The organism is Nesterenkonia sandarakina, assembly GCF_003003175.1.
GTDB lineage: Bacteria > Actinomycetota > Actinomycetes > Actinomycetales > Micrococcaceae > Nesterenkonia > Nesterenkonia sandarakina_A.
Genome location: NZ_PVTY01000014.1, coordinates 68,056 through 84,945, shown reverse-complemented (window position 1 = coordinate 84,945; position 16,890 = coordinate 68,056). Strand labels below are relative to the sequence as shown.

The following is a 16,890-nucleotide window of genomic DNA, read 5'->3' as shown; positions in this document are numbered from 1 at the left end:
CCTTACGGGGTCGGGCGGGTGTCCGAGCGGGAGGCGCTGCGTCGCTGCACGATCAGGCGCAGCACGCCGGCGAGGTCCTTCGGCTCGGCGATCCGGTGGCCGGCGGCGGTCTCGCCGTCGCCCACCTTGACGCCGATGTCCTCACCGTCGAGGACGGCGAAGCCGTGTTCATCGGTGACGTCGTCTCCGGCGAAGAGCACCGCGTCCGGGGCGGTGTGCTCCCGCAGATCGGTGATCCCCTCGCCCTTGGTGGCGAGCACCACGACTGACTCCAGCACCTTCTTGCCGTTCTTCAGGTAGGCGCCGTCGACCAGGGACAGCGCCGCGCGACCGTGCTCGAGGACCTGCTCACCGAGCTCATCGCCGGCGACGTTGCGCACATGCAGCGCCGCGCCGGCAGGCTTGTGCTCGACCCAGGCGCCCTCGGCGTCGGCGGCCACCTCCTCGAGCGTGGAGATGATCTGTCCGCGCGCCATGGTCTCGGTGGTGTTGAGCTCCAACCCGGGGGCGTCCTCGCCGAGGTCCTTCTCCGCGCCGTGGGACCCGATGAGCAGGACTCCCTGGGGCGGCTGCGCCAGCTCGCGCAGGGACTCCAGGGAGCGTCCCGAGACGTAGGCGACGTCGACTCCGTCGAGGTCGGCCAGGGCAGCGATGGCCTCGGCGTTCTCCGGGACCGGGCGGGCATCGGCGGCGTCGGCGACCAGCTCCGCGACACATCCGTCGAAGTCCAGGGCGATCAGGATCTTGGGCTGATCGGCGAAGCGCTCCAGCGCGCTGCGCAGGGCGGCATCCGGCTCACATGGCTGCGCCATGCTCAGCCCTTCACGCTCGGGGAGCCGGTGAGCTCACCGAGCCGGTCGAGGAAGTCGGTGGCCCAGCGTCGGACGTCGTGGTGCACCACCTGGCGGCGCAGATTCTCCATCCGGGCACTGGCGTCGTCGCTGTCCATGGTGGTCGCGCGCAGGATCGCGGCCTTGAGCTCATCCACATCGTGGGGGTTGATCAAGAGCGCCTGACGCAGCTGGTCGGCGGCCCCGGTGAACTCGGAGAGCACCAGCACGCCGTCGTCGCCGCGCCGTGCCGCCACATATTCCTTGGCCACCAGGTTCATGCCGTCGCGCAGCGCGGTCACCAGCATGACGTCGGCGGCCATATAGAGGGCCACCATCTCCTCGATCGGGTAGGAGTGGTGCAGATAGCGGATCGCCGGGTGGGAGAGCGTGTCGTACTCGCCGCTGATCCGGCCCACGGTCTGTTCGATCTCCTCCTTGAGCAGCCGGTAGCTCTCGACTCCCTCCCGGGAGGGGCTCGCGACCTGGACCAGGCAGACCTGGCCGACGCTCAGCGAACCGTTCTGCAGCAGCTCCTCATAGGCCTTCATCCGGTGCCGGATGCCCTTGGTGTAGTCCAGCCGGTCCACCCCGAGCAGGACCGTCTTCGGATTGCCCAGCTCCTCGCGGATCTCCTGGGAGCGGGCGATGATGTCCTCCCGCTTGGCCAGCGCGGTGATGGTGGCGGTGTCGATGGAGATCGGGAACTCCTTGGCCTCCACCAGCCGGGCGACGCCGGCGGCGGGGGCGGTGCTGACCCGCACCGCGGTGCCGCGGTCGGCATCGGCGTTGAAGCCGACCAGCGGGGAGCCATGGTCCGGGGCGTTGGACTGCAGCGGCACGTGGATCAGCTCATCCTCCACGTAGTAGCCCATCCGGTTGTGCACCGCCCGGCGGAAGTTCGAGGCGTCGGAGGCGCGCTGGAAACCGATCAGGTCAGCGCCGAGCAGCCCGCGCAGCACCGAGTGGCGCCAGGGGAGCTGGGCGAAGAGGCCCGGGGGAGGGAACGGGATGTGGTTGAAGAATCCGATGGTGAGGTCCGGGCGCAGATCGCGCAGCATCGCAGGCACCAGCTGCAGCTGGTAGTCCTGGACCCAGACGGTGGCCTTGTGCGCGGCGACCTGCGCGGTGTGCTCGGCGAAGCGCTGGTTGACCCGGCGGTAGGCCTCGAACCAGTGCCGGTGGAAGTCCGGCCGTGCGATGACGTCGTGATAGAGCGGCCAGAGCGTGCCGTTGGAGAACCCCTCGTAATAATCCTCGATGTCGTCGCTGCTCAGCGGGACCGGGACCAGGTGCATGTCGCCGTGGTCGAAGGGCTCCAGGACGTCGTCGGCGGCGCCGTGCCAGCCGACCCAGGCGCCCTCGGAGCTTTCCATCAGGGGTGCCAGTGCGGTGACCAGGCCGCCGGGGGAACGCTCCCAGCCGGTGGTCCCGTCCTCATTCGTGACGTGGTTGACGGCCAGACGGTTGGCCACCACCACGAAGTCATAGCCGTTGCCGTTCTCGGTATTCTCTGGCACGTGACACACCTTCCATGCGTAGCTGCAGACACCCCCTGGCGACAGCGATGCCGTCGTCATGAGCCTATACCCTGGTACTCCGGCCTAGCCTGACCCTGTATCTTGAGCACTGCCGGATCCCGATCACGGCAAGATCACGACCACAGCCACACAGCGATCACTGTCCGCGGCACCAGGACGGGCATGATCCACATCAGTCACCGGAGAACACCATGGCTCGCAGCTCAGAATCCCCCCGCAGCGCGAACGCGCGCGAACAGGCCCGCAAGATGCAGCAGGAGCAGGAGCGCAAGCAGAAGCTCACCTCCGTGCTGCTGCGCGTCGGCGTCGTCGTGGTGGCGCTCGCCGTCATCGTGGGGCTGGTCCTCTTCGTGGTCAACCGTGACGACTCCGGTGCGGCGCCCAGCGAGGGCCCGGCTCCCGCGGCGGCGAACGAGCAGGGCGGCTTCGTGCTGACCTCCTCCACCGAGCTCGCCGAGGGCGATGAGCTCGGGCAGATCGACGCATCCGACATCGAGGACCCGGAGTCCGAGATGCCCCCAGGCGTGACGGAGCGTGAAGCCGGCGAGGTCCCGCACATCATCATCTACTCCGACGCCTACTGCATCCACTGCGCGAACTTCGAGGCAGAGCACTCGGCGCAGATGGACGAGTGGCTCGATGAGGGACTGATCACCTTGGAGTACCGCTCGGTCTCCTACCTCTCATCCTCCACGAACTACCCGGCGCGCGCGGCGAACTCCTTCGCCTGCATGGCCGAGGAGTCCCCGGAGAACTACAGCTCCTACGTCGCCCAGGTCACCGCGAACCGGGTCAACAACGATGAGATGTCCAACGACCAGCTCACCCAGCTCGCCAGCGAGACCTACAGCACCGACATCGGAGAGTGCATCGAGGACGGCACCTACCGGGCCTTCGCCAGCTACACCACCCGCCACGCGCAGGCAGCCGGCATCGAAGGCACGCCGAGCGTCTACGTGGACGAGGTCTCCTGGGCCGACTCGGAGCGCCCGTTCCGGGAACTCGTCGAAGAGCACATCGAGGAATACCAGGCCGAGGGCTGATGATGAGGAACTGATACCATCGATGACTGGCGCCCTGCCTGGCAGGGCGCCTTGCCTCCTTAGCTCAGCTGGTAGAGCAGCTGTCTTGTAAACAGCAGGTCGTCGGTTCGAACCCGGCAGGGGGCTCTCTCAACCCCAGAGTGGTATCACCCCAGTGGTGAACCGCTCTGGGGTTCTTTAGTGTTCTATGGAGGATCTGTGCCCGCTTCACCCAATACCGTCCCGTCGCAGGCGACGACGCGCGGCGCCCGCCCGGCCCGCACGCTCGACGACGGACGGCTGCCCTCGGCGGACAAGCTCACCATCGGCGCGCTGCTGGTCTCCACCTTCGTGATGATCCTCAACGAGACCCTGATGAACGTGGCGCTGCAGCCGCTGATGGAGGAGTTCCAGGTCTCCGAGCCCACCATCCAGTGGCTCACCACCGCCTTCATGCTCACCCTGGCCACCGTGATTCCGATCACCGGCTTCCTGATGCAGCGCTACAGCCTGCGCGCGGTCTTCACCGCGGCCATGGGCCTGTTCATCCTCGGCACCGCGCTCGCGGCGGCCGCCCCGGGCTTCGAGGTGCTGCTCGCGGGACGGGTGGTCCAGGCCAGCGGCACCGCGATCATGCTGCCGCTGATGATGACCACTGTGCTCACGCTGGTGCCGCTGCACCGCCGCGGCGTGGTCATGGGCAACATCTCGATCGTGATCTCCGTGGCCCCTGCCACCGGACCCGCGCTCTCGGGCCTGATCCTGCACCTCGCCGACTGGCGCTGGCTCTTCCTGATGATCCTGCCCATCGCGGTCATCGCCCTGTTCCTGGGCCGTCCGCGGCTGAACAAGGACCCCGGCACGGTCGGCAAGCGGCTCTCGATCCCCTCGCTGCTGCTGGCGGTCCCCGGGTTCGGCGGCGTCGTCTACGGCATCAGCCAGATCGGCGGCGGGCACGGCACCGAGGACGTCTCGGCTGACAGCGCCCCGGGCGTGGACCCGATGGCCATCGGCGTGCTGATCCTCGGCGTGCTGTGCCTGGTCGCCTTCGCGCTGCTGCAGGTGAAGCTGCAGAAGTCCGACTCCGCGCTGCTGAATCTGAAGCCGTTCGCGTTCACCATGTACACCCGCGCCCTGGGCATGATGCTGCTGATGATGATCGCGCTGTTCGGCGCGCTGATCCTGCTGCCGCTGTTCCTGCAGACCATCCGGGGACTCGACACGCTGCAGACCGGTCTGATCATGCTCCCCGGCGGACTGCTGATGGCGCTGATGGCCCCCTTCGTGGGACGCCTCTACGACCGAGTCGGACCGAAGCCCCTGGTCATCCCGGGTGCCTCGATCCTGATCATCGCGCTGTTCTGCATGAGCCTGCTCTCCCCGACCACCCCGGTCGGCATGGTCCTGGCCCTGCACCTGCTGCTCTCCTCCGGGCTGGCGCTGCTGTTCACCCCAGCCTTCACCACCGCGCTGAACCCGCTGCCGAAGGCGCTGTACTCCCACGGCACCGCTGCGCTGAACACGCTGCAGCAGCTGGCTGCGGCGATCGGCACGGCCGCGCTGGTGGCCGCCGTCGGGCTGGGCACTGCCGCCGCGGCGAACTCCGGGATGAACCCCGACGACGCCGCCGTCGAAGGCTTCCGCGTGGCCTTCCGGCTCGCCGCGGTGCTGAGCATCGGCACGCTGATCCTCGCCACGACGCTGCGGGCCACCCCGGCTCCCGACGCTGATGACGCCGAGGGTGAGCTCACCGGGCCTTCGGGCGCCGAGGCCCCAGACGCGGAGCGCGCAGGCGTGGCGCCTGCCGGCACCGAGCCTGCCGGCACCGAGCCTGCCGACACCGACATCGAGGATCGCGCGCAGGAGGGGTCGGGCACCAAGTCCTGAGCCCTCTACGGACCTGATCATCCAGGTCCTCCGCGAGCCAGAGGACGCGAGCCCCGTACAGCCTGCCTTCGCAGGGGGTGCGGGGCTCGTCGCATGTGAGAGGTCACGGCCACCGCGCCAGCTGGTCCGTCAGCCCCCGGGTCAGACCAGTGCCAGCACCCGCGCCAGCCCTGCGCCACAAGGTCCCATCACCCCGGCGCCAGCTGGTCCGTCAGCCCAGGGCGCGGATGCCGGCAGCGGCAGCGGCTCCGGTGAGGACCACCACGATGAACGGGGCGCGCAGCATCAGCGCCGCCGCAGCCGCCAGCAGCGCGCCGAGCCTGGCGTCGACGGTCACCGACTGCTCGGCCGAGAAGGTGTTCATCGCCACCAGGGCGGCGAGCAGTCCGATCGTGAGCATCGCCGAGACCCGCCCCACGGCGGGATGCTTCAGCCAGCTCTGCGGGACCAGATAGCCCAGCAGCTTGGTGGCGTAGACCGCGGCGCAGGCCGCCAGCACCCAGAACCACAGGCTCATGCGCGCGCCCCCTTGAACACGAGTCCCCACACCACGGCGACGACGGCGGCCGCGAGCACCGGGATCCCCGGGGCCAGCAGCGGCATCGTGATCGTGGTGACCAGTGCGGCCAGGACCGCCAGCGCCCAGGCATCCAGCGACCTCAGCCGCGGCCAGAGCAGTCCCAGGAACGCGGCGACGACGGCGCCGTCGAGCCCCAGCGCCTCCGGTTCAGCGATCACGTCCCCGAGCAGCGCCCCGAGCACCGTGGCCAGGTTCCAGAAGAGGTAGCACGCGATCCCCGCGCCCCAGAAGCCGCGCCGCTGCTCCACCGGGTCCGGGGCGGACATCGCCACCGCCGCAGACTCATCGATGGTCACCTGGGCGGCCGCCAGTCGTCTGAACCCCCGAGGATTCAGCAGCGCCTTCATCTGCACCGCATAGATGGTGTTGCGTCCGCTCAGCAGCGTGGCCGCCCCCAGCGCGGCGGCACCGGTGCCGCCCGAGGCCAGGATGCCGATGAAGGCGAACTGGGAGGCGCCGCTGAAGAGCAGCGCCGAGAGCGCCACGGTCTGCCACAGACTCATCCCGGCCGCCGCGGAGAGCGCCCCGAAGGAGACCCCATAGAGCGAGATCGCAGCAGCGATGGAGAGTCCCATCCGCAGGGCGGGGGATCGTCGCAGCGGAACGGGCGCGGAGATGCTCGCAGGCAGGGCAGGGGCTGGCACGTCCCACAGTCTAAGGAATAGTGCGGGCGCGCAGACGTTATGAGGAGTGAACCGTCGGGAGCATGTACATCCGACGGCCCCCCATTCGAGAAGGCAGTCCCTGCTCGCGAAGGAGAACATCATGGCTGAATCTCAGCGCGTCGTCATCATCGGCGGCCACGGCAAGATCGCACTGCTGGCAGCACCGAAGCTGGTCGCCGCAGGCTTCAGCGTCGAGTCCCTGATCCGGGACCCCGACCAGGCCCAGGACATCACCGACGCCGGCGCGACCCCACGGGTCCTCGACATCGAGTCCGCAGGCTCGGCAGAGCTGGTGGACGCCTTCACCGGCGCGCACGCCGTCGTCTTCTCCGCCGGTGCCGGCGGCGGAAACCCCGCCCGCACCAAGGCCGTGGACCACGAGGCCGCCGTGCGCAGCATGGACGCCGCGCTCGAGGCCGGCGTGTCCCGCTACGTGATGGTCTCCTATGCACGCAGCGAGACCGACATCGACACGGTGGACCCGAAGAGCTCGTTCTACCCCTACGCGCTGGCCAAGCACCAGGCCGACAAGCACCTGCGCGGCACCAGCCTGGACTACACCATCCTTGGCCCCGGTTCGCTGACCCTGGAGCCGGCCAGCGGGAAGATCACCGTGCTCGACCCGGCCACCACCGGTGAGGTCATGTCCAGCGAGGACGCCTCCGTGGACACCTCCCGGGAGAACGTCGCCGAAGTCATCACCGAGACCCTGCGCAGCGGCTCCGCCGTGCGCGCCACGGTGAACTTCTTCGACGGCGAGACCCCCATCCAGGAAGCGCTGGCGTCGGTTTCGTCCTGAGTCTGAACAGGTGATAACCTTCTGAGGCACGTGAACGCGGCATACCGCGCGCAGGTGCTTCAGGATCTGTAGCTCAGTTGGTTAGAGCGCTCGCCTCACACGCGAGAGGTCGATGGTTCGAGTCCATTCAGATCCACTTTCTTCGCCTGTACTCCAGGCACCACCACTCACACACCCCTCAAGGCTCTGGCACCTGCCAGGGTCCTTTTGTGGTTATGTTGCCTGCGAGGAGGGTTCGTGGCACCCGAACACATGGAACGGCTCCCCACGGGGGACTACGTCGCCGAAGCGATCGACCCGGTGCGCACCGAGCCCAACGCCGATGTCACGCACATCCCGGTGGTCCACTCCACCCAGGAGGTCATCGATGAGACCCCCACCGGCTTCGTGCAGACCCTGCGCAGCTCCTTCGCCTCCTCCTGGCATGCCTCGGCCGAAGCCGAGGCGGCCCTGGACTGGGAGGAATACGACGCCGAGGCCGTCGCGCGTTCTGCCGAGCCGGACGAGAACGACGCCGCTCGGCACGAGTACGTGGCCGACCCCAGCTTCGAGCAGTCCTACACGGCCCCGCACAGCGCGACCGAACCCACGGACCACTATGCCTTCCCCGTCACCGGTGACTGGCACCAGACCGACGCTCTGGGTCCGCAGATCCCGACCGGCCCCCAGGAGACCACGACCTCCTGGGCCCAGCGCGCCGGGGAGCCGGCCCCGGGGCCCTCGGGTCTGATCAATCTGCCGCACAGCGCCCCCGGCGCCCCGCTGCGGCAATCGCCGATGAGCCACTCGCCGCGGCGCTCCGCCGTGCCTCGGGCATCCTGGTTCAAGGCACGGCTGGGCGGCTCCGCGCGACGTGACCCCGAGTTCGACCCGAGCGTCTTTGATCGCAAGCCGCGCTCTCCCCAGGTGCTGCGCCGCATCATGCAGGCCGAGCGCGCCGCGACCGGCACCGTGCCGATCATCGACCGGCTCGCCGGCACGCCGTTCGAGAACCCGTACCAGGCCGAGCAGCACGTGGAGACCGACGAGCTGGCCACGATCGCCTTCGTGCTGGACCTCGGCGAGGCGCTCTTCCGCTACGGGGCCGGCGCGCTGGAGGTCGAGACCTCCATCATCGCGGTCACCGCCGCCTTCGGCATGAAGAACACCGACGCCGACATCACCAACCAGTCGATCAGCCTGAACTGGGCGCCCGACGGCAAGATCCCCTATTCACGGGTGCGCGTGGTGCGCTCCTGGTCGAACAACTTCCGGGCGCTCGCCTCGGTGCACCAGCTGGTGACCGACATCATCGCAGGCCGACTCACCCGCGGCGACGCCGAGGACCGGCTGCGCGCCATCACTCGTGAGCCCAAGCCCTACCCGCGGTGGATGGTGACCATCTGCGGCGCGATCTTCGCCAGCTTCTTCGCCGCGTTCCTCGGGGCGCCGCTGCTGGACGCCTCGCTGGGCTTCGTGGCGACGATCCTGGTGCTCTGGACCACCCGGCAGCTCGCCACCTGGAGGGTTCCGGAGTACTTCGGGCTCGCCGCCGGCGGGTTCGTCGCGACCTCCTTCGCGATGGCCGCGTTCGCCATGGACGTGCCGATCCGTCCGTCTATGGTGGTGGCCGGTGGGCTGATGATCCTGCTTCCCTCGGCGCGGATCGTCTCAGCGATCCAGGATGGGATCAACGGATTCCCGATCACCGCCGCCGGTCGCATGATGTCCTCGATGATCGCCTTCGCCGGAATGACCTCCGGCATCATGGCTGCCGTGGTGATCGCGAACATCCTCGGCGCCCCGCCGATCGAGGTCGCGGTCGGCCTGGACCGGATCTACCACCCGGCGGTCCTGGTCGCGCTGGTCTTCCTCGCGGCGATGGCCGCCGCCGTCGTCGAGCAGGCGAGCTGGCGGATGCTGCTGCCCATCGGTGCTGTCTCGGCGCTGGGCTTCTGCGCCTACTACGCCGCTGAGATCCTCGGCCTGGGAGAACGCATCACCCCGGTCTTCGGGGCGGTGGTGGTCGGTGCGCTGGGCAGGATCCTGGCCCTGCGCATGGGATCGCCCCAGCTGGTGGTCGCCGTGCCCGCGATGATGTTCATGCTGCCCGGACTGATGCTCTTCCGCGGCATGTACCAGATCGCGATGGACTCCTCCACCGTGGGCATGATGGGCGGACTCACCGAGCTGTTCAACGCGCTGATCATCATCATGGCCATCGCCGCCGGGATCGTGCTCGGCGACGTGCTGATGAGACCGCTCACCGCTGGTCTGCAGTCCCACGAACGCTCGCGCACCCGCCGCCGCTAAGGGGCGGCGACCGACCGGTTTCGGATGGCCGCACGACTGGCCGGGTCCGACTGCCGGGTCCGACCGGGCTCAGCCGTCTGGGTTCAGCTGCCAGTCCACGGGTTCTGCGCCGAGCCGACGCAGCGCCTCATTGGCCTGCGAGAACGGCCGGGAGCCGAAGAATCCGCGCCGCGCCGAGAGTGGGGAGGGATGCGGGCTGGTGAGCACCGCCGTGTGCTCGCCCTGGTCCAGCAGCGGGGCGAGCTTGCGCGCATCGGCACCCCAGAGGATCGAGACCAGCGGGGTGCCTCGATCGACCAGCGCGCTCAGTGCCGCCTCGGTGATCTGTTCCCAGCCGATGCCGCGGTGCGAGGCCGGCGTCCCTGCGGTGACCGTCAGCACCCGGTTCAGCATCAGCACGCCCTGGGTCGCCCAGGCCGTGAGATCACCGTGGGGACTCTTGGGGATCCCGAGGTCCGACTCGAGCTCGGTGAAGATGTTGCTCAGGCTGCGGGGCAGCGGGCGCACCTCGGGGTCCACCGCGAAGGACATGCCGATCGCGTGGCCCGGGGTCGGGTAGGGGTCCTGACCCAGGATCAGCACCCGCACCGCGTCGAAGGGCTGTCGGAACCCGCGAAGCACCAGCTCCGGGGCGGGAAGCACCTGCTCCCCGGTCTCACGACGCCGGGTCAGCTCTTCGCGGACGGTCTCGAAGCGCGCAGACTCTCCGGCCAGGGCTCGCGCCCACCCTGATTCCAGGGGGGCGATCAGTTCAGTCTCAGTCGTCATCGCCTCCACCTTAGACAGCTCGGACCGCTGAACACACCGTCGCGTTCATCTGAGCCGATATTCCGGTAATGCTCTCCCCTCAGCCGTAGGATGACGGTGAGATGATCACTGAACAGGAGAAGAAGATGCTCGACCTGGAGCGCCAGTGGTGGAAATACGCCGGCGCGAAGGACGAGGCCATCGCGCAAGCGCTCCAGATGTCAGCCGTGGCGTACTACCAGGCGCTGAATCGGCTGATCGACACGGAGGCGGCACTTGCCCACGACCCGATGCTGGTGAAGCGACTCCGTCGACAGCGGGACGCCCGGCACCGCGCCCGCGCGACCCGCCGCTGACCAGGGTCGAGAACAGCAGCACCGAGCATCGCCCCCGCACCTTGAGGACAGGACCTATGAGCCAGCACCCGCACGACGAGTTCGACGACGTCCCGCCGTATCAGACGGGGGAGGCCGGCAAGCACCGGGCTCCAGGCGCGGCCGGAACCGGCGGCGCCGGCGGCTCCGGCCTGCGCTGGATCGCCCTGCTGGCAGGATTCGTGCTGCTGGTCGGTGCATTCGCCTACTTCATCGTGCCGACCTTCTCCGACTCGGACGCCGACACCACCGCCGAGGAGCAGGACGCTGCGGTGACCGAGGGTGACGACGCGGAAGACGGCGCCGCCGAGGAGGGTGAGTCCGCGGAGCCTGAAGAGCCCGCCGAGCCGCAGCCGGCCAGCGACACCGAGACGCCGGTCCAGGTCGCGAACTACCAGGGCGTCGAGGGTGGGGAGACGGCGATGAGCGCCGAGCTCGAGGAGCTCGACTACAACGTGGTCTGGAACGGCAGCTGGAACTTCGAAGAACGCGCCGAGACCCCGGCAGTGGTCTACCCCGCTGGGTCCGGTGCGGCCGAACAGGCGCTCGCCGAGGAGCTTGCGGCGAGCTTCGGGGTCGAGACCGTCGAGGAGCACGACCAGGCCAGCTTCGTCACCCTGATCATCGGGTCCGAGTACGAGGGCTGAGCACCCTCGCCACCCTCGCCACCCTCGGTCTCCGGGCTACGCGAAGGCGGAGACGCCCGTCAGCTCTCGGCCCGCGATCAGCAGATTGATGCCCTGGGAGCCTTCATAGGTGTAGATCGCCTCGATGTCGCCGGCGACCTTGGCCACCTCGTGATCGCTGAGGATGCCGTTGCCGCCGAGGATCTCCCGTGCGGCGGCGGCAGACTCGCGGGCGAGCCGGGTCAGCGTGGCCTTGCCCAGGGAGGCATGCATCATGGTCAGCTCGCGGTCGGCCTGCAGCCGAGTCAGCTCGACCATGAACGAGGTGGAGACCGCCAGGTTTCCGGCGACCTTCGCCAGTGCGACCTGGATGAGCTGAAACGAGGCCAGGGGTGATCCGAACTGGTCTCGCTGCGAGGCGTAGGTCCGGGCGATGTCCAGCAGCGCCTGCTGGGCGCCGACGGCCTGCCATCCCACCCAGGCCCGGGAACTGCGCAGGCCCTGATTCGTCGCGGCGAACGAGGTGGCGCCCGGCAGCATCGCGTCCTCGGGCACGGTGAGATCAAGTTCGATATCGGCATTCGGCATGATCCTCAGGCCGGTCTTGTTGTTGATCTTCCGCGCCCGATACCCCGGGCTCGAGGTGGGCACCAGGAAGCCCTTGACCTGCCCGTCGGCGACGTCTCGCGCCCAGACCAGGGCGACGTCGGCCACTGTCCCCATGCCGATCCAGCGCTTCGAGCCCTGGATGTGCCACTGAGAGCCACGCAGCGTCGCCGTGGTGGCCAGTCCGCCGGCCACGTCGGACCCATGATCCGGCTCGGTCAGGCAGAAGGCTCCGAAGCTCCGTAGCCGGCGCAGGTCGGGGAGCCACCGCTCCCGCTGCCGCGGGGAGCCCAGTGCGTCGATCATGCCGACGATGAGTTCGTTATGGATGCCTACCACCGCGGAGATGGAGACGTCAGCCCGGGCGAGCGCCGTATGCGCAAGACCCCGGAACAGCGGTGACGAGCCGTCCAGGTGCAGCTCGCCCAGCCCGATCTCACCGAGCCCCGCAAGGAGCTCCAGCGGGAGTCGGCCCTCCTCCCAGGGCGCCAGGCACTGGCGCCGGATATTGCGCTGGGCGTAGTCCTCGATCTGCGCGAGCCGGTCTCGCTCCGCCTCGCCGAGGTGCCGAGCCAGGTCCATCAGGTCCGGACCCTTGCCGGCAGAGGTCAGGTCTGCGGCGTCGTGTGTGGCCTGCGTCATGGTCGAGCTCTCCTTGTGGTCCGGTGGTTCCAGGTCGGCGCGGTCACGGCGACGACGACACTGCACGTCAAACTGAATCTTTACCGACTATATGACTTCCAAGTATATTCTAGGGTGATCGGCATCACGTAGATCTCGAGGAGGACGCAGAAAATGACAGTGACCGAAGAGTTCCGGGCAGCTCGTGACCAGCTCGTGCGCTCCCAGCAGGATTGGGAGCGCGCGCGCCGAGAGTTCGTCTGGCCGCGATTCACACACTTCAACTTCGGCTTCGACTGGTTCGACCAGGTGGCGAAGAGCCCGGAGCGGGCTGAGCAGAACGCGCTGGTGATCATCGAGGAGGACGGCTCGCAGCTCGCCCGCACCTTCGCTCAGCTGCGCGAAGACTCCAATCGCGTGGCGAACTGGCTCCGCGAGATCGGCGTCGAGCGCGGGGACCGGATCATCTTGATCCTCGGGAACCAGGTCGAGCTCTGGGAGACCATGCTCGGCGCCATCAAGCTCGGTGCCGTGCTGATCCCCACCACCACACAGATGGGACCCGCTGACCTTCAGGACCGCGTGGTCCGCGCGGAAGCGAGCTGGGTAGTCGGAGACTCCGAGACGCTGCGCAAGTTCACCGAGGTCGACGGCCGGTTCTCCCTCATCCACGTCCCAGGCGTCTACGCACACGGACACGAGGCAGTCCGCCCCGAGGTTCCCGGCCGCACCGTCCACTCCTTCTCCGACGCCTATGCCGCCTCCCCAGAGCTGGAGCAGGTGGTGCCGACTGCCGCCGAGGAGACGATGCTGCTCTACTTCACCTCCGGCACGACGTCGAAGCCGAAGCTGGTCGAGCATACGCATACCTCCTATCCGGTCGGGCACCTCTCCACGCTGTACTGGATCGGTCTCGAGCCCGGTGACGTCCACCTGAACGTCTCGTCGCCAGGCTGGGCCAAGCACGCCTGGTCGAACTTCTTCGCCCCATGGATCGCCGAGGCGACGATCTTCCTGTACAACTTCAGCAGGTTCGACGCATCGGCGCTGATGCGCAGCATGGACTCCGCCGGCGTGACGAGCTTCTGCGCACCGCCCACGGTCTGGCGGATGCTCATCAAGGCCGACCTCGCTCAGCTGAGGAATCCGCCGCGCGTCACCGTGTCCGCGGGGGAGCCGTTGAACCCGGAGGTCATCGAACAGGTCCAGCGTGCGTGGGGGCGCACCATCCGCGATGGCTTCGGGCAGACCGAATCCTCGCTGCAGATCGCCAACACGCCGGGACGGCGAGTGAAGTTCGGAGCCATGGGTGTGCCGCTTCCGGGCTTCGACGTCGCTCTGATCGACCCGGTGTCGGGGGAGGCCGCCGATGAGGGGGAGATCTGTCTCGCTCTGGATCCGCGTCCGGTCGGTCTGATGAAGGGGTACTACGGCGACGCGGAGAAGAACGCCGAGGTGTTCCGCGACGGGTATTACCACACCGGGGACATCGCCTCCCGAGACGAGTACGGTGTGATCACCTACGTGGGCCGAGCCGATGACGTCTTCAAATCCAGCGACTACAAGGTCTCACCGTTTGAGCTGGAATCGGTGCTCATCGAGCATCCTGCGGTGATGGAGGCGGCCATCGTGCCCGCACCGGATGAGCTGCGACTGGCGGTTCCCAAGGCGTATGTGACGCTGGCCTCCGGATGGGAGCCGAACCCGGCGACCGCGGCGGAGATCCTTCAGTTCACCGTGAGCAGGCTGGCTCCCTATCAGCGGATCCGCCGCATCGAGTTCACCGAGCTGCCGAAGACCATCTCGGGGAAGATCCGGCGGGTCCAGCTGCGTCAGGCCGAGGAGCAGCGGGCCGCCGCGGGTGACGGCGGCGACGGATTCGGGGTGGAGTACCGCGAAGCCGATCTGGGCCTGAAGCGGCCTTGAGCCCCGAGGTCCCAACGCAGGGCCGGGGCGCGCTGGGGCCCTGCGCCCTTGTAGCACGTCCGACCGTTGGTCATTCTGCGGATAAACTCCGGTGCATCCACAGAATGCCTGGTCCGAGCCCGAAAGAGGAGACTCCCTACATGCACCCCCCGCTTGCGAAGGACCCGATCGCCGAGATCCAGAAGAACTGGGAGCGGCAGGGATGGGCGTCCGCCGCGGCCCCGGCCGCGGCGGTGACCGCGATCATGCGGACTCAGCAGATCCTGCTGGCTCGAGCGAGGGACGTCCTGAAACCGTTCAAGCTGACCTTCGCGCGGTACGAGGTGCTCGCGCTGCTGGGGTTCTCCCGGGAGGAGCGGTTGCCGATGAACAAGGCCAGCAAGCTGCTGCAGGTGCATCCGACCTCGATCACCAATGCCGTGGACCGGTTGGAGGCCGCGGGACTGGTGCGCCGTGAGCCGCATGATTCCGACCGGCGCGCGATGCTTCTGGTCCTCACCCCGGAGGGCAAGGATGTGGTCGAGAAGGCCACCACGGCGCTCAACGAGCAGCTCTTCGAGCGGACCGGATTCGAGGAGCAGGAGATCGACGAGCTCAACACCATCCTGGCGAACTTCCGCCAGCGCGCGGGAGACTTCCCCTCCTGAGCCGCAGGCTCAGCGGTGCTTCCACTCCGGGTCACGCTTCTGGGCGAACGCGCGCATGCCCTCGGACTGGTCCTCGAGGGAGAACATCGAGTGGAACATCCGACGCTCGAACAGCAGACCCTGGTGGAGCGTGGTGTCGAAGGCCGCACCGACGGCCTCCTTGCACATCTGGGCGGCCGGTTTGGACTTCGAGGCGATCAGCTCCGCGACCCTGGTGGCCTCCGCGATCGTGTCCTGATCTGCGACGACCCGTGAGACCAGGCCGATGCGCTCGGCCTCCGCGGCGTCGATGCGTCGCCCGGTGAGGATCATATCCATCGCCTTGGCCTTCCCGACCGCGCGCGTCAGCCGCTGCGAGGCGCCCATCCCCGGAATGACGCCGAGGTTGATCTCCGGCTGACCGAACGTCGCGCCGGCGCCGGCCACGATGACGTCCGCCATCATCGCCAGTTCGCATCCGCCGCCCAGGGCGTATCCGTTGACCGCCGCCACGATCGGCGTGCGCAGTCGGGTGAGGTCGTCCCAGCGGCGGAACCAGTCGGCGGCGTACATTCCCGGATGGTCCTGATCCGCCATCTCGTTGATGTCTGCGCCGGCCGCAAACGCCTTGTCAGAGCCCGTGAGGAGGATCGCTCCGATCCCGGAGTCGGCGTCGAAGTCTGTGGCCGCGCGAACGACCTCGTCCATCATCGTCGTGTTCAGCGCGTTGAGGGCCTTCGGCCGGTTCAGCCGGATCGTGCCGACCCGGTCCTGGCTGGCGACCACGATCGTCGAATATTCAGGCATGCTTCATGCTCCTGGGTCGTCGGAGTTGTCGCGGATGGTGTTGATGATGGCGGAGAAGTCCTGGCGCTCCCCGGGGCCGGCCGCGAACTCGGAGAAGATGGCGGCGGCGAGTCTCCCGAGCTGCGCATCCACGCCCTGTTCGTCCAGCGCATTGGAGGCCAGGGTGAGGTCCTTGGCCATCAGCGCCCCGGCGAACCCCGGCGTGAAGCCGCGGTTGGCAGGAGAGGTCGGCACGGGCCCGGGCACGGGACAGTTCGTGGTCAGCGCCCAGCACTGCCCCGACGCGTTGGACACCACGTCGTAGAGCGCCTGATGGCTCAGGCCCAGCCGTTCGCCCAGGACGAAGGCCTCGCCCACGGCGATCTGCGTGACGCCCAGGATCATGTTGTTGCAGAGCTTCGCGGCCTGCCCGAGACCATTGCCGCCGCAGTGGACGATGCGACCGCCCATGATCTCCAGCAGCGGGAGGATCGCATCGAACACCTCACGAGATCCGCCGGCCATGAAGGCCAGGCTGCCGGCCTCGGCGCCGACCACGCCGCCGGAGACCGGTGCATCGGCGGCGCGGAAGCCGGCTCGTTCGGCCAGCTGGGCCGCCTCCTGGGCCTCGGAGATGTTGATCGTGGAGCAGTCCAGAAAGATCGTGCCGGGCCGGGCGGCGGCGAGCAGCCCGGGGGTGTCCCGATAGGCCGCGAGCACATGCTTCCCGGAAGGGAGCATGGTCAGCACCACCTCAGACCTCGCCACCGCCTCGAGCGGATCGGTGACGATCTCGATGCCCTTGGACCGGGCGGTCTGCACGGCGTCTGCGCTGAGGTCGAAGCCGGAGACCTGCACACCGGCCTGGACCAGGTTCGCGGCCATCGGGCCGCCCATGTTGCCGAGCCCGATGAACGCCACCGAGGGGTAGGCAGATGCTTCGCTGCTGGTGCTGTCCATGG

The 16,890-nt window shown here is 68.3% G+C and carries 16 protein-coding genes and 2 tRNA genes; 10 read left to right on the top strand and 8 right to left on the bottom strand.

Translation table 11 applies throughout. The features are described from left to right. Window positions 1–2: 2 nt before the first annotated feature. Together otsB and BCL67_RS11940 are read right to left on the bottom strand one after the other, a co-directional pair. Window positions 3–812 carry a trehalose-phosphatase gene (otsB, locus tag BCL67_RS11945; protein WP_106123655.1) on the bottom strand — a complete coding sequence of 270 codons (810 nt, stop codon included), beginning with the start codon at window positions 810–812 and terminating at the stop codon, window positions 3–5. A 2-nt stretch (window positions 813–814) separates the two neighbouring features. Continuing rightward, window positions 815–2,350 carry an alpha,alpha-trehalose-phosphate synthase (UDP-forming) gene (locus BCL67_RS11940; protein WP_258175018.1) on the bottom strand — a complete coding sequence of 512 codons (1,536 nt, stop codon included), beginning with the start codon at window positions 2,348–2,350 and terminating at the stop codon, window positions 815–817. Window positions 2,351–2,562: 212 nt separating this feature from the next. Between BCL67_RS11940 and BCL67_RS11935 the strand changes: the two genes are divergently transcribed. The 3 genes from BCL67_RS11935 to BCL67_RS11925 all read left to right on the top strand — a co-directional run bounded on the left by BCL67_RS11935 (window position 2,563) and on the right by BCL67_RS11925 (window position 5,280). Beyond that, window positions 2,563–3,414: a DsbA family protein gene (locus BCL67_RS11935; protein WP_106123653.1), complete on the top strand. Its 852-nt coding sequence runs from the start codon at window positions 2,563–2,565 to the stop codon at window positions 3,412–3,414. A 53-nt stretch (window positions 3,415–3,467) separates the two neighbouring features. Next, window positions 3,468–3,540 (top strand) — tRNA-Thr (locus BCL67_RS11930). 72 nt (window positions 3,541–3,612) lie between these two features. Further along, complete coding sequence (locus BCL67_RS11925; RefSeq protein ID WP_258175016.1) at window positions 3,613–5,280, top strand: MDR family MFS transporter; 1,668 nt, start codon at window positions 3,613–3,615, stop codon at window positions 5,278–5,280. A 211-nt stretch (window positions 5,281–5,491) separates the two neighbouring features. On the opposite strand, the gene BCL67_RS11920 is transcribed toward BCL67_RS11925, so the two are convergent. Both BCL67_RS11920 and BCL67_RS11915 read right to left on the bottom strand, forming a co-directional pair. Continuing rightward, window positions 5,492–5,797, bottom strand: coding sequence for an AzlD domain-containing protein (locus tag BCL67_RS11920; protein ID WP_106123652.1), 306 nt, complete (start codon window positions 5,795–5,797; stop codon window positions 5,492–5,494). Continuing rightward, the gene (locus BCL67_RS11915; RefSeq protein ID WP_258175015.1) at window positions 5,794–6,504 is read right to left on the bottom strand and encodes an AzlC family ABC transporter permease; all 711 of its coding nucleotides are present in this window, start codon (window positions 6,502–6,504) and stop codon (window positions 5,794–5,796) included. Before BCL67_RS11915 ends, BCL67_RS11920 begins: the two co-directional genes overlap by 4 nt. Before the next feature lie 121 nt (window positions 6,505–6,625). Here BCL67_RS11915 and BCL67_RS11910 point away from each other — a divergent pair, with 121 nt between their 5' ends. The 3 genes from BCL67_RS11910 to BCL67_RS11900 all read left to right on the top strand — a co-directional run bounded on the left by BCL67_RS11910 (window position 6,626) and on the right by BCL67_RS11900 (window position 9,616). Further along, window positions 6,626–7,324, top strand: a complete 699-nt coding sequence (locus BCL67_RS11910; RefSeq protein WP_106123650.1) for an SDR family oxidoreductase — start codon at window positions 6,626–6,628, stop codon at window positions 7,322–7,324. Window positions 7,325–7,386: 62 nt separating this feature from the next. After that, window positions 7,387–7,460 (top strand) — tRNA-Val (locus tag BCL67_RS11905). A 101-nt stretch (window positions 7,461–7,561) separates the two neighbouring features. Next, complete coding sequence (locus tag BCL67_RS11900) at window positions 7,562–9,616, top strand: threonine/serine exporter family protein (RefSeq protein ID WP_146131150.1); 2,055 nt, start codon at window positions 7,562–7,564, stop codon at window positions 9,614–9,616. A gap of 69 nt (window positions 9,617–9,685) precedes the next feature. Here BCL67_RS11900 and BCL67_RS11895 read toward each other — a convergent pair whose 3' ends face one another. Beyond that, the gene (locus BCL67_RS11895) at window positions 9,686–10,384 is read right to left on the bottom strand and encodes a uracil-DNA glycosylase (RefSeq protein WP_106123648.1); all 699 of its coding nucleotides are present in this window, start codon (window positions 10,382–10,384) and stop codon (window positions 9,686–9,688) included. 101 nt (window positions 10,385–10,485) lie between these two features. Between BCL67_RS11895 and BCL67_RS11890 the strand changes: the two genes are divergently transcribed. Then, complete coding sequence (locus BCL67_RS11890; protein ID WP_106123647.1) at window positions 10,486–10,719, top strand: DUF3263 domain-containing protein; 234 nt, start codon at window positions 10,486–10,488, stop codon at window positions 10,717–10,719. Window positions 10,720–10,775: 56 nt separating this feature from the next. Further along, window positions 10,776–11,384, top strand: coding sequence for a LytR C-terminal domain-containing protein (locus tag BCL67_RS11885; protein WP_106123646.1), 609 nt, complete (start codon window positions 10,776–10,778; stop codon window positions 11,382–11,384). A gap of 36 nt (window positions 11,385–11,420) precedes the next feature. Here BCL67_RS11885 and BCL67_RS11880 read toward each other — a convergent pair whose 3' ends face one another. Beyond that, window positions 11,421–12,611 carry an acyl-CoA dehydrogenase family protein gene (locus BCL67_RS11880; protein WP_106123645.1) on the bottom strand — a complete coding sequence of 397 codons (1,191 nt, stop codon included), beginning with the start codon at window positions 12,609–12,611 and terminating at the stop codon, window positions 11,421–11,423. 153 nt (window positions 12,612–12,764) lie between these two features. Here BCL67_RS11880 and BCL67_RS11875 point away from each other — a divergent pair, with 153 nt between their 5' ends. Continuing rightward, window positions 12,765–14,516, top strand: a complete 1,752-nt coding sequence (locus tag BCL67_RS11875; RefSeq protein ID WP_106123644.1) for an AMP-binding protein — start codon at window positions 12,765–12,767, stop codon at window positions 14,514–14,516. A 140-nt stretch (window positions 14,517–14,656) separates the two neighbouring features. Beyond that, window positions 14,657–15,163: a MarR family winged helix-turn-helix transcriptional regulator gene (locus tag BCL67_RS11870; RefSeq protein ID WP_106123643.1), complete on the top strand. Its 507-nt coding sequence runs from the start codon at window positions 14,657–14,659 to the stop codon at window positions 15,161–15,163. A gap of 9 nt (window positions 15,164–15,172) precedes the next feature. Here the strand turns inward: BCL67_RS11870 and BCL67_RS11865 are convergent, their stop codons facing one another. Both BCL67_RS11865 and mmsB read right to left on the bottom strand, forming a co-directional pair. Then, window positions 15,173–15,949: an enoyl-CoA hydratase gene (locus BCL67_RS11865; protein WP_106123642.1), complete on the bottom strand. Its 777-nt coding sequence runs from the start codon at window positions 15,947–15,949 to the stop codon at window positions 15,173–15,175. A 3-nt stretch (window positions 15,950–15,952) separates the two neighbouring features. Further along, window positions 15,953–16,888 carry a 3-hydroxyisobutyrate dehydrogenase gene (gene mmsB, locus BCL67_RS11860; RefSeq protein ID WP_106123641.1) on the bottom strand — a complete coding sequence of 312 codons (936 nt, stop codon included), beginning with the start codon at window positions 16,886–16,888 and terminating at the stop codon, window positions 15,953–15,955. Between the last annotated feature and the right edge of the window lie 2 nt (window positions 16,889–16,890).

Coding starts and splice junctions, on each gene's coding strand:
- BCL67_RS11870 (WP_106123643.1), top strand. CDS start 14,657: ATGCACCCCCCGCTTGCGAAGGACCCGATCGCCGAGATCCAGAAGAAC.
- BCL67_RS11910 (WP_106123650.1), top strand. CDS start 6,626: ATGGCTGAATCTCAGCGCGTCGTCATCATCGGCGGCCACGGCAAGATC.
- BCL67_RS11890 (WP_106123647.1), top strand. CDS start 10,486: ATGATCACTGAACAGGAGAAGAAGATGCTCGACCTGGAGCGCCAGTGG.
- BCL67_RS11895 (WP_106123648.1), bottom strand. CDS start 10,384: ATGACGACTGAGACTGAACTGATCGCCCCCCTGGAATCAGGGTGGGCG.
- BCL67_RS11875 (WP_106123644.1), top strand. CDS start 12,765: ATGACAGTGACCGAAGAGTTCCGGGCAGCTCGTGACCAGCTCGTGCGC.
- otsB (WP_106123655.1), bottom strand. CDS start 812: ATGGCGCAGCCATGTGAGCCGGATGCCGCCCTGCGCAGCGCGCTGGAG.
- BCL67_RS11880 (WP_106123645.1), bottom strand. CDS start 12,611: ATGACGCAGGCCACACACGACGCCGCAGACCTGACCTCTGCCGGCAAG.
- BCL67_RS11885 (WP_106123646.1), top strand. CDS start 10,776: ATGAGCCAGCACCCGCACGACGAGTTCGACGACGTCCCGCCGTATCAG.
- BCL67_RS11920 (WP_106123652.1), bottom strand. CDS start 5,797: ATGAGCCTGTGGTTCTGGGTGCTGGCGGCCTGCGCCGCGGTCTACGCC.
- BCL67_RS11865 (WP_106123642.1), bottom strand. CDS start 15,949: ATGCCTGAATATTCGACGATCGTGGTCGCCAGCCAGGACCGGGTCGGC.
- mmsB (WP_106123641.1), bottom strand. CDS start 16,888: ATGGACAGCACCAGCAGCGAAGCATCTGCCTACCCCTCGGTGGCGTTC.
- BCL67_RS11935 (WP_106123653.1), top strand. CDS start 2,563: ATGGCTCGCAGCTCAGAATCCCCCCGCAGCGCGAACGCGCGCGAACAG.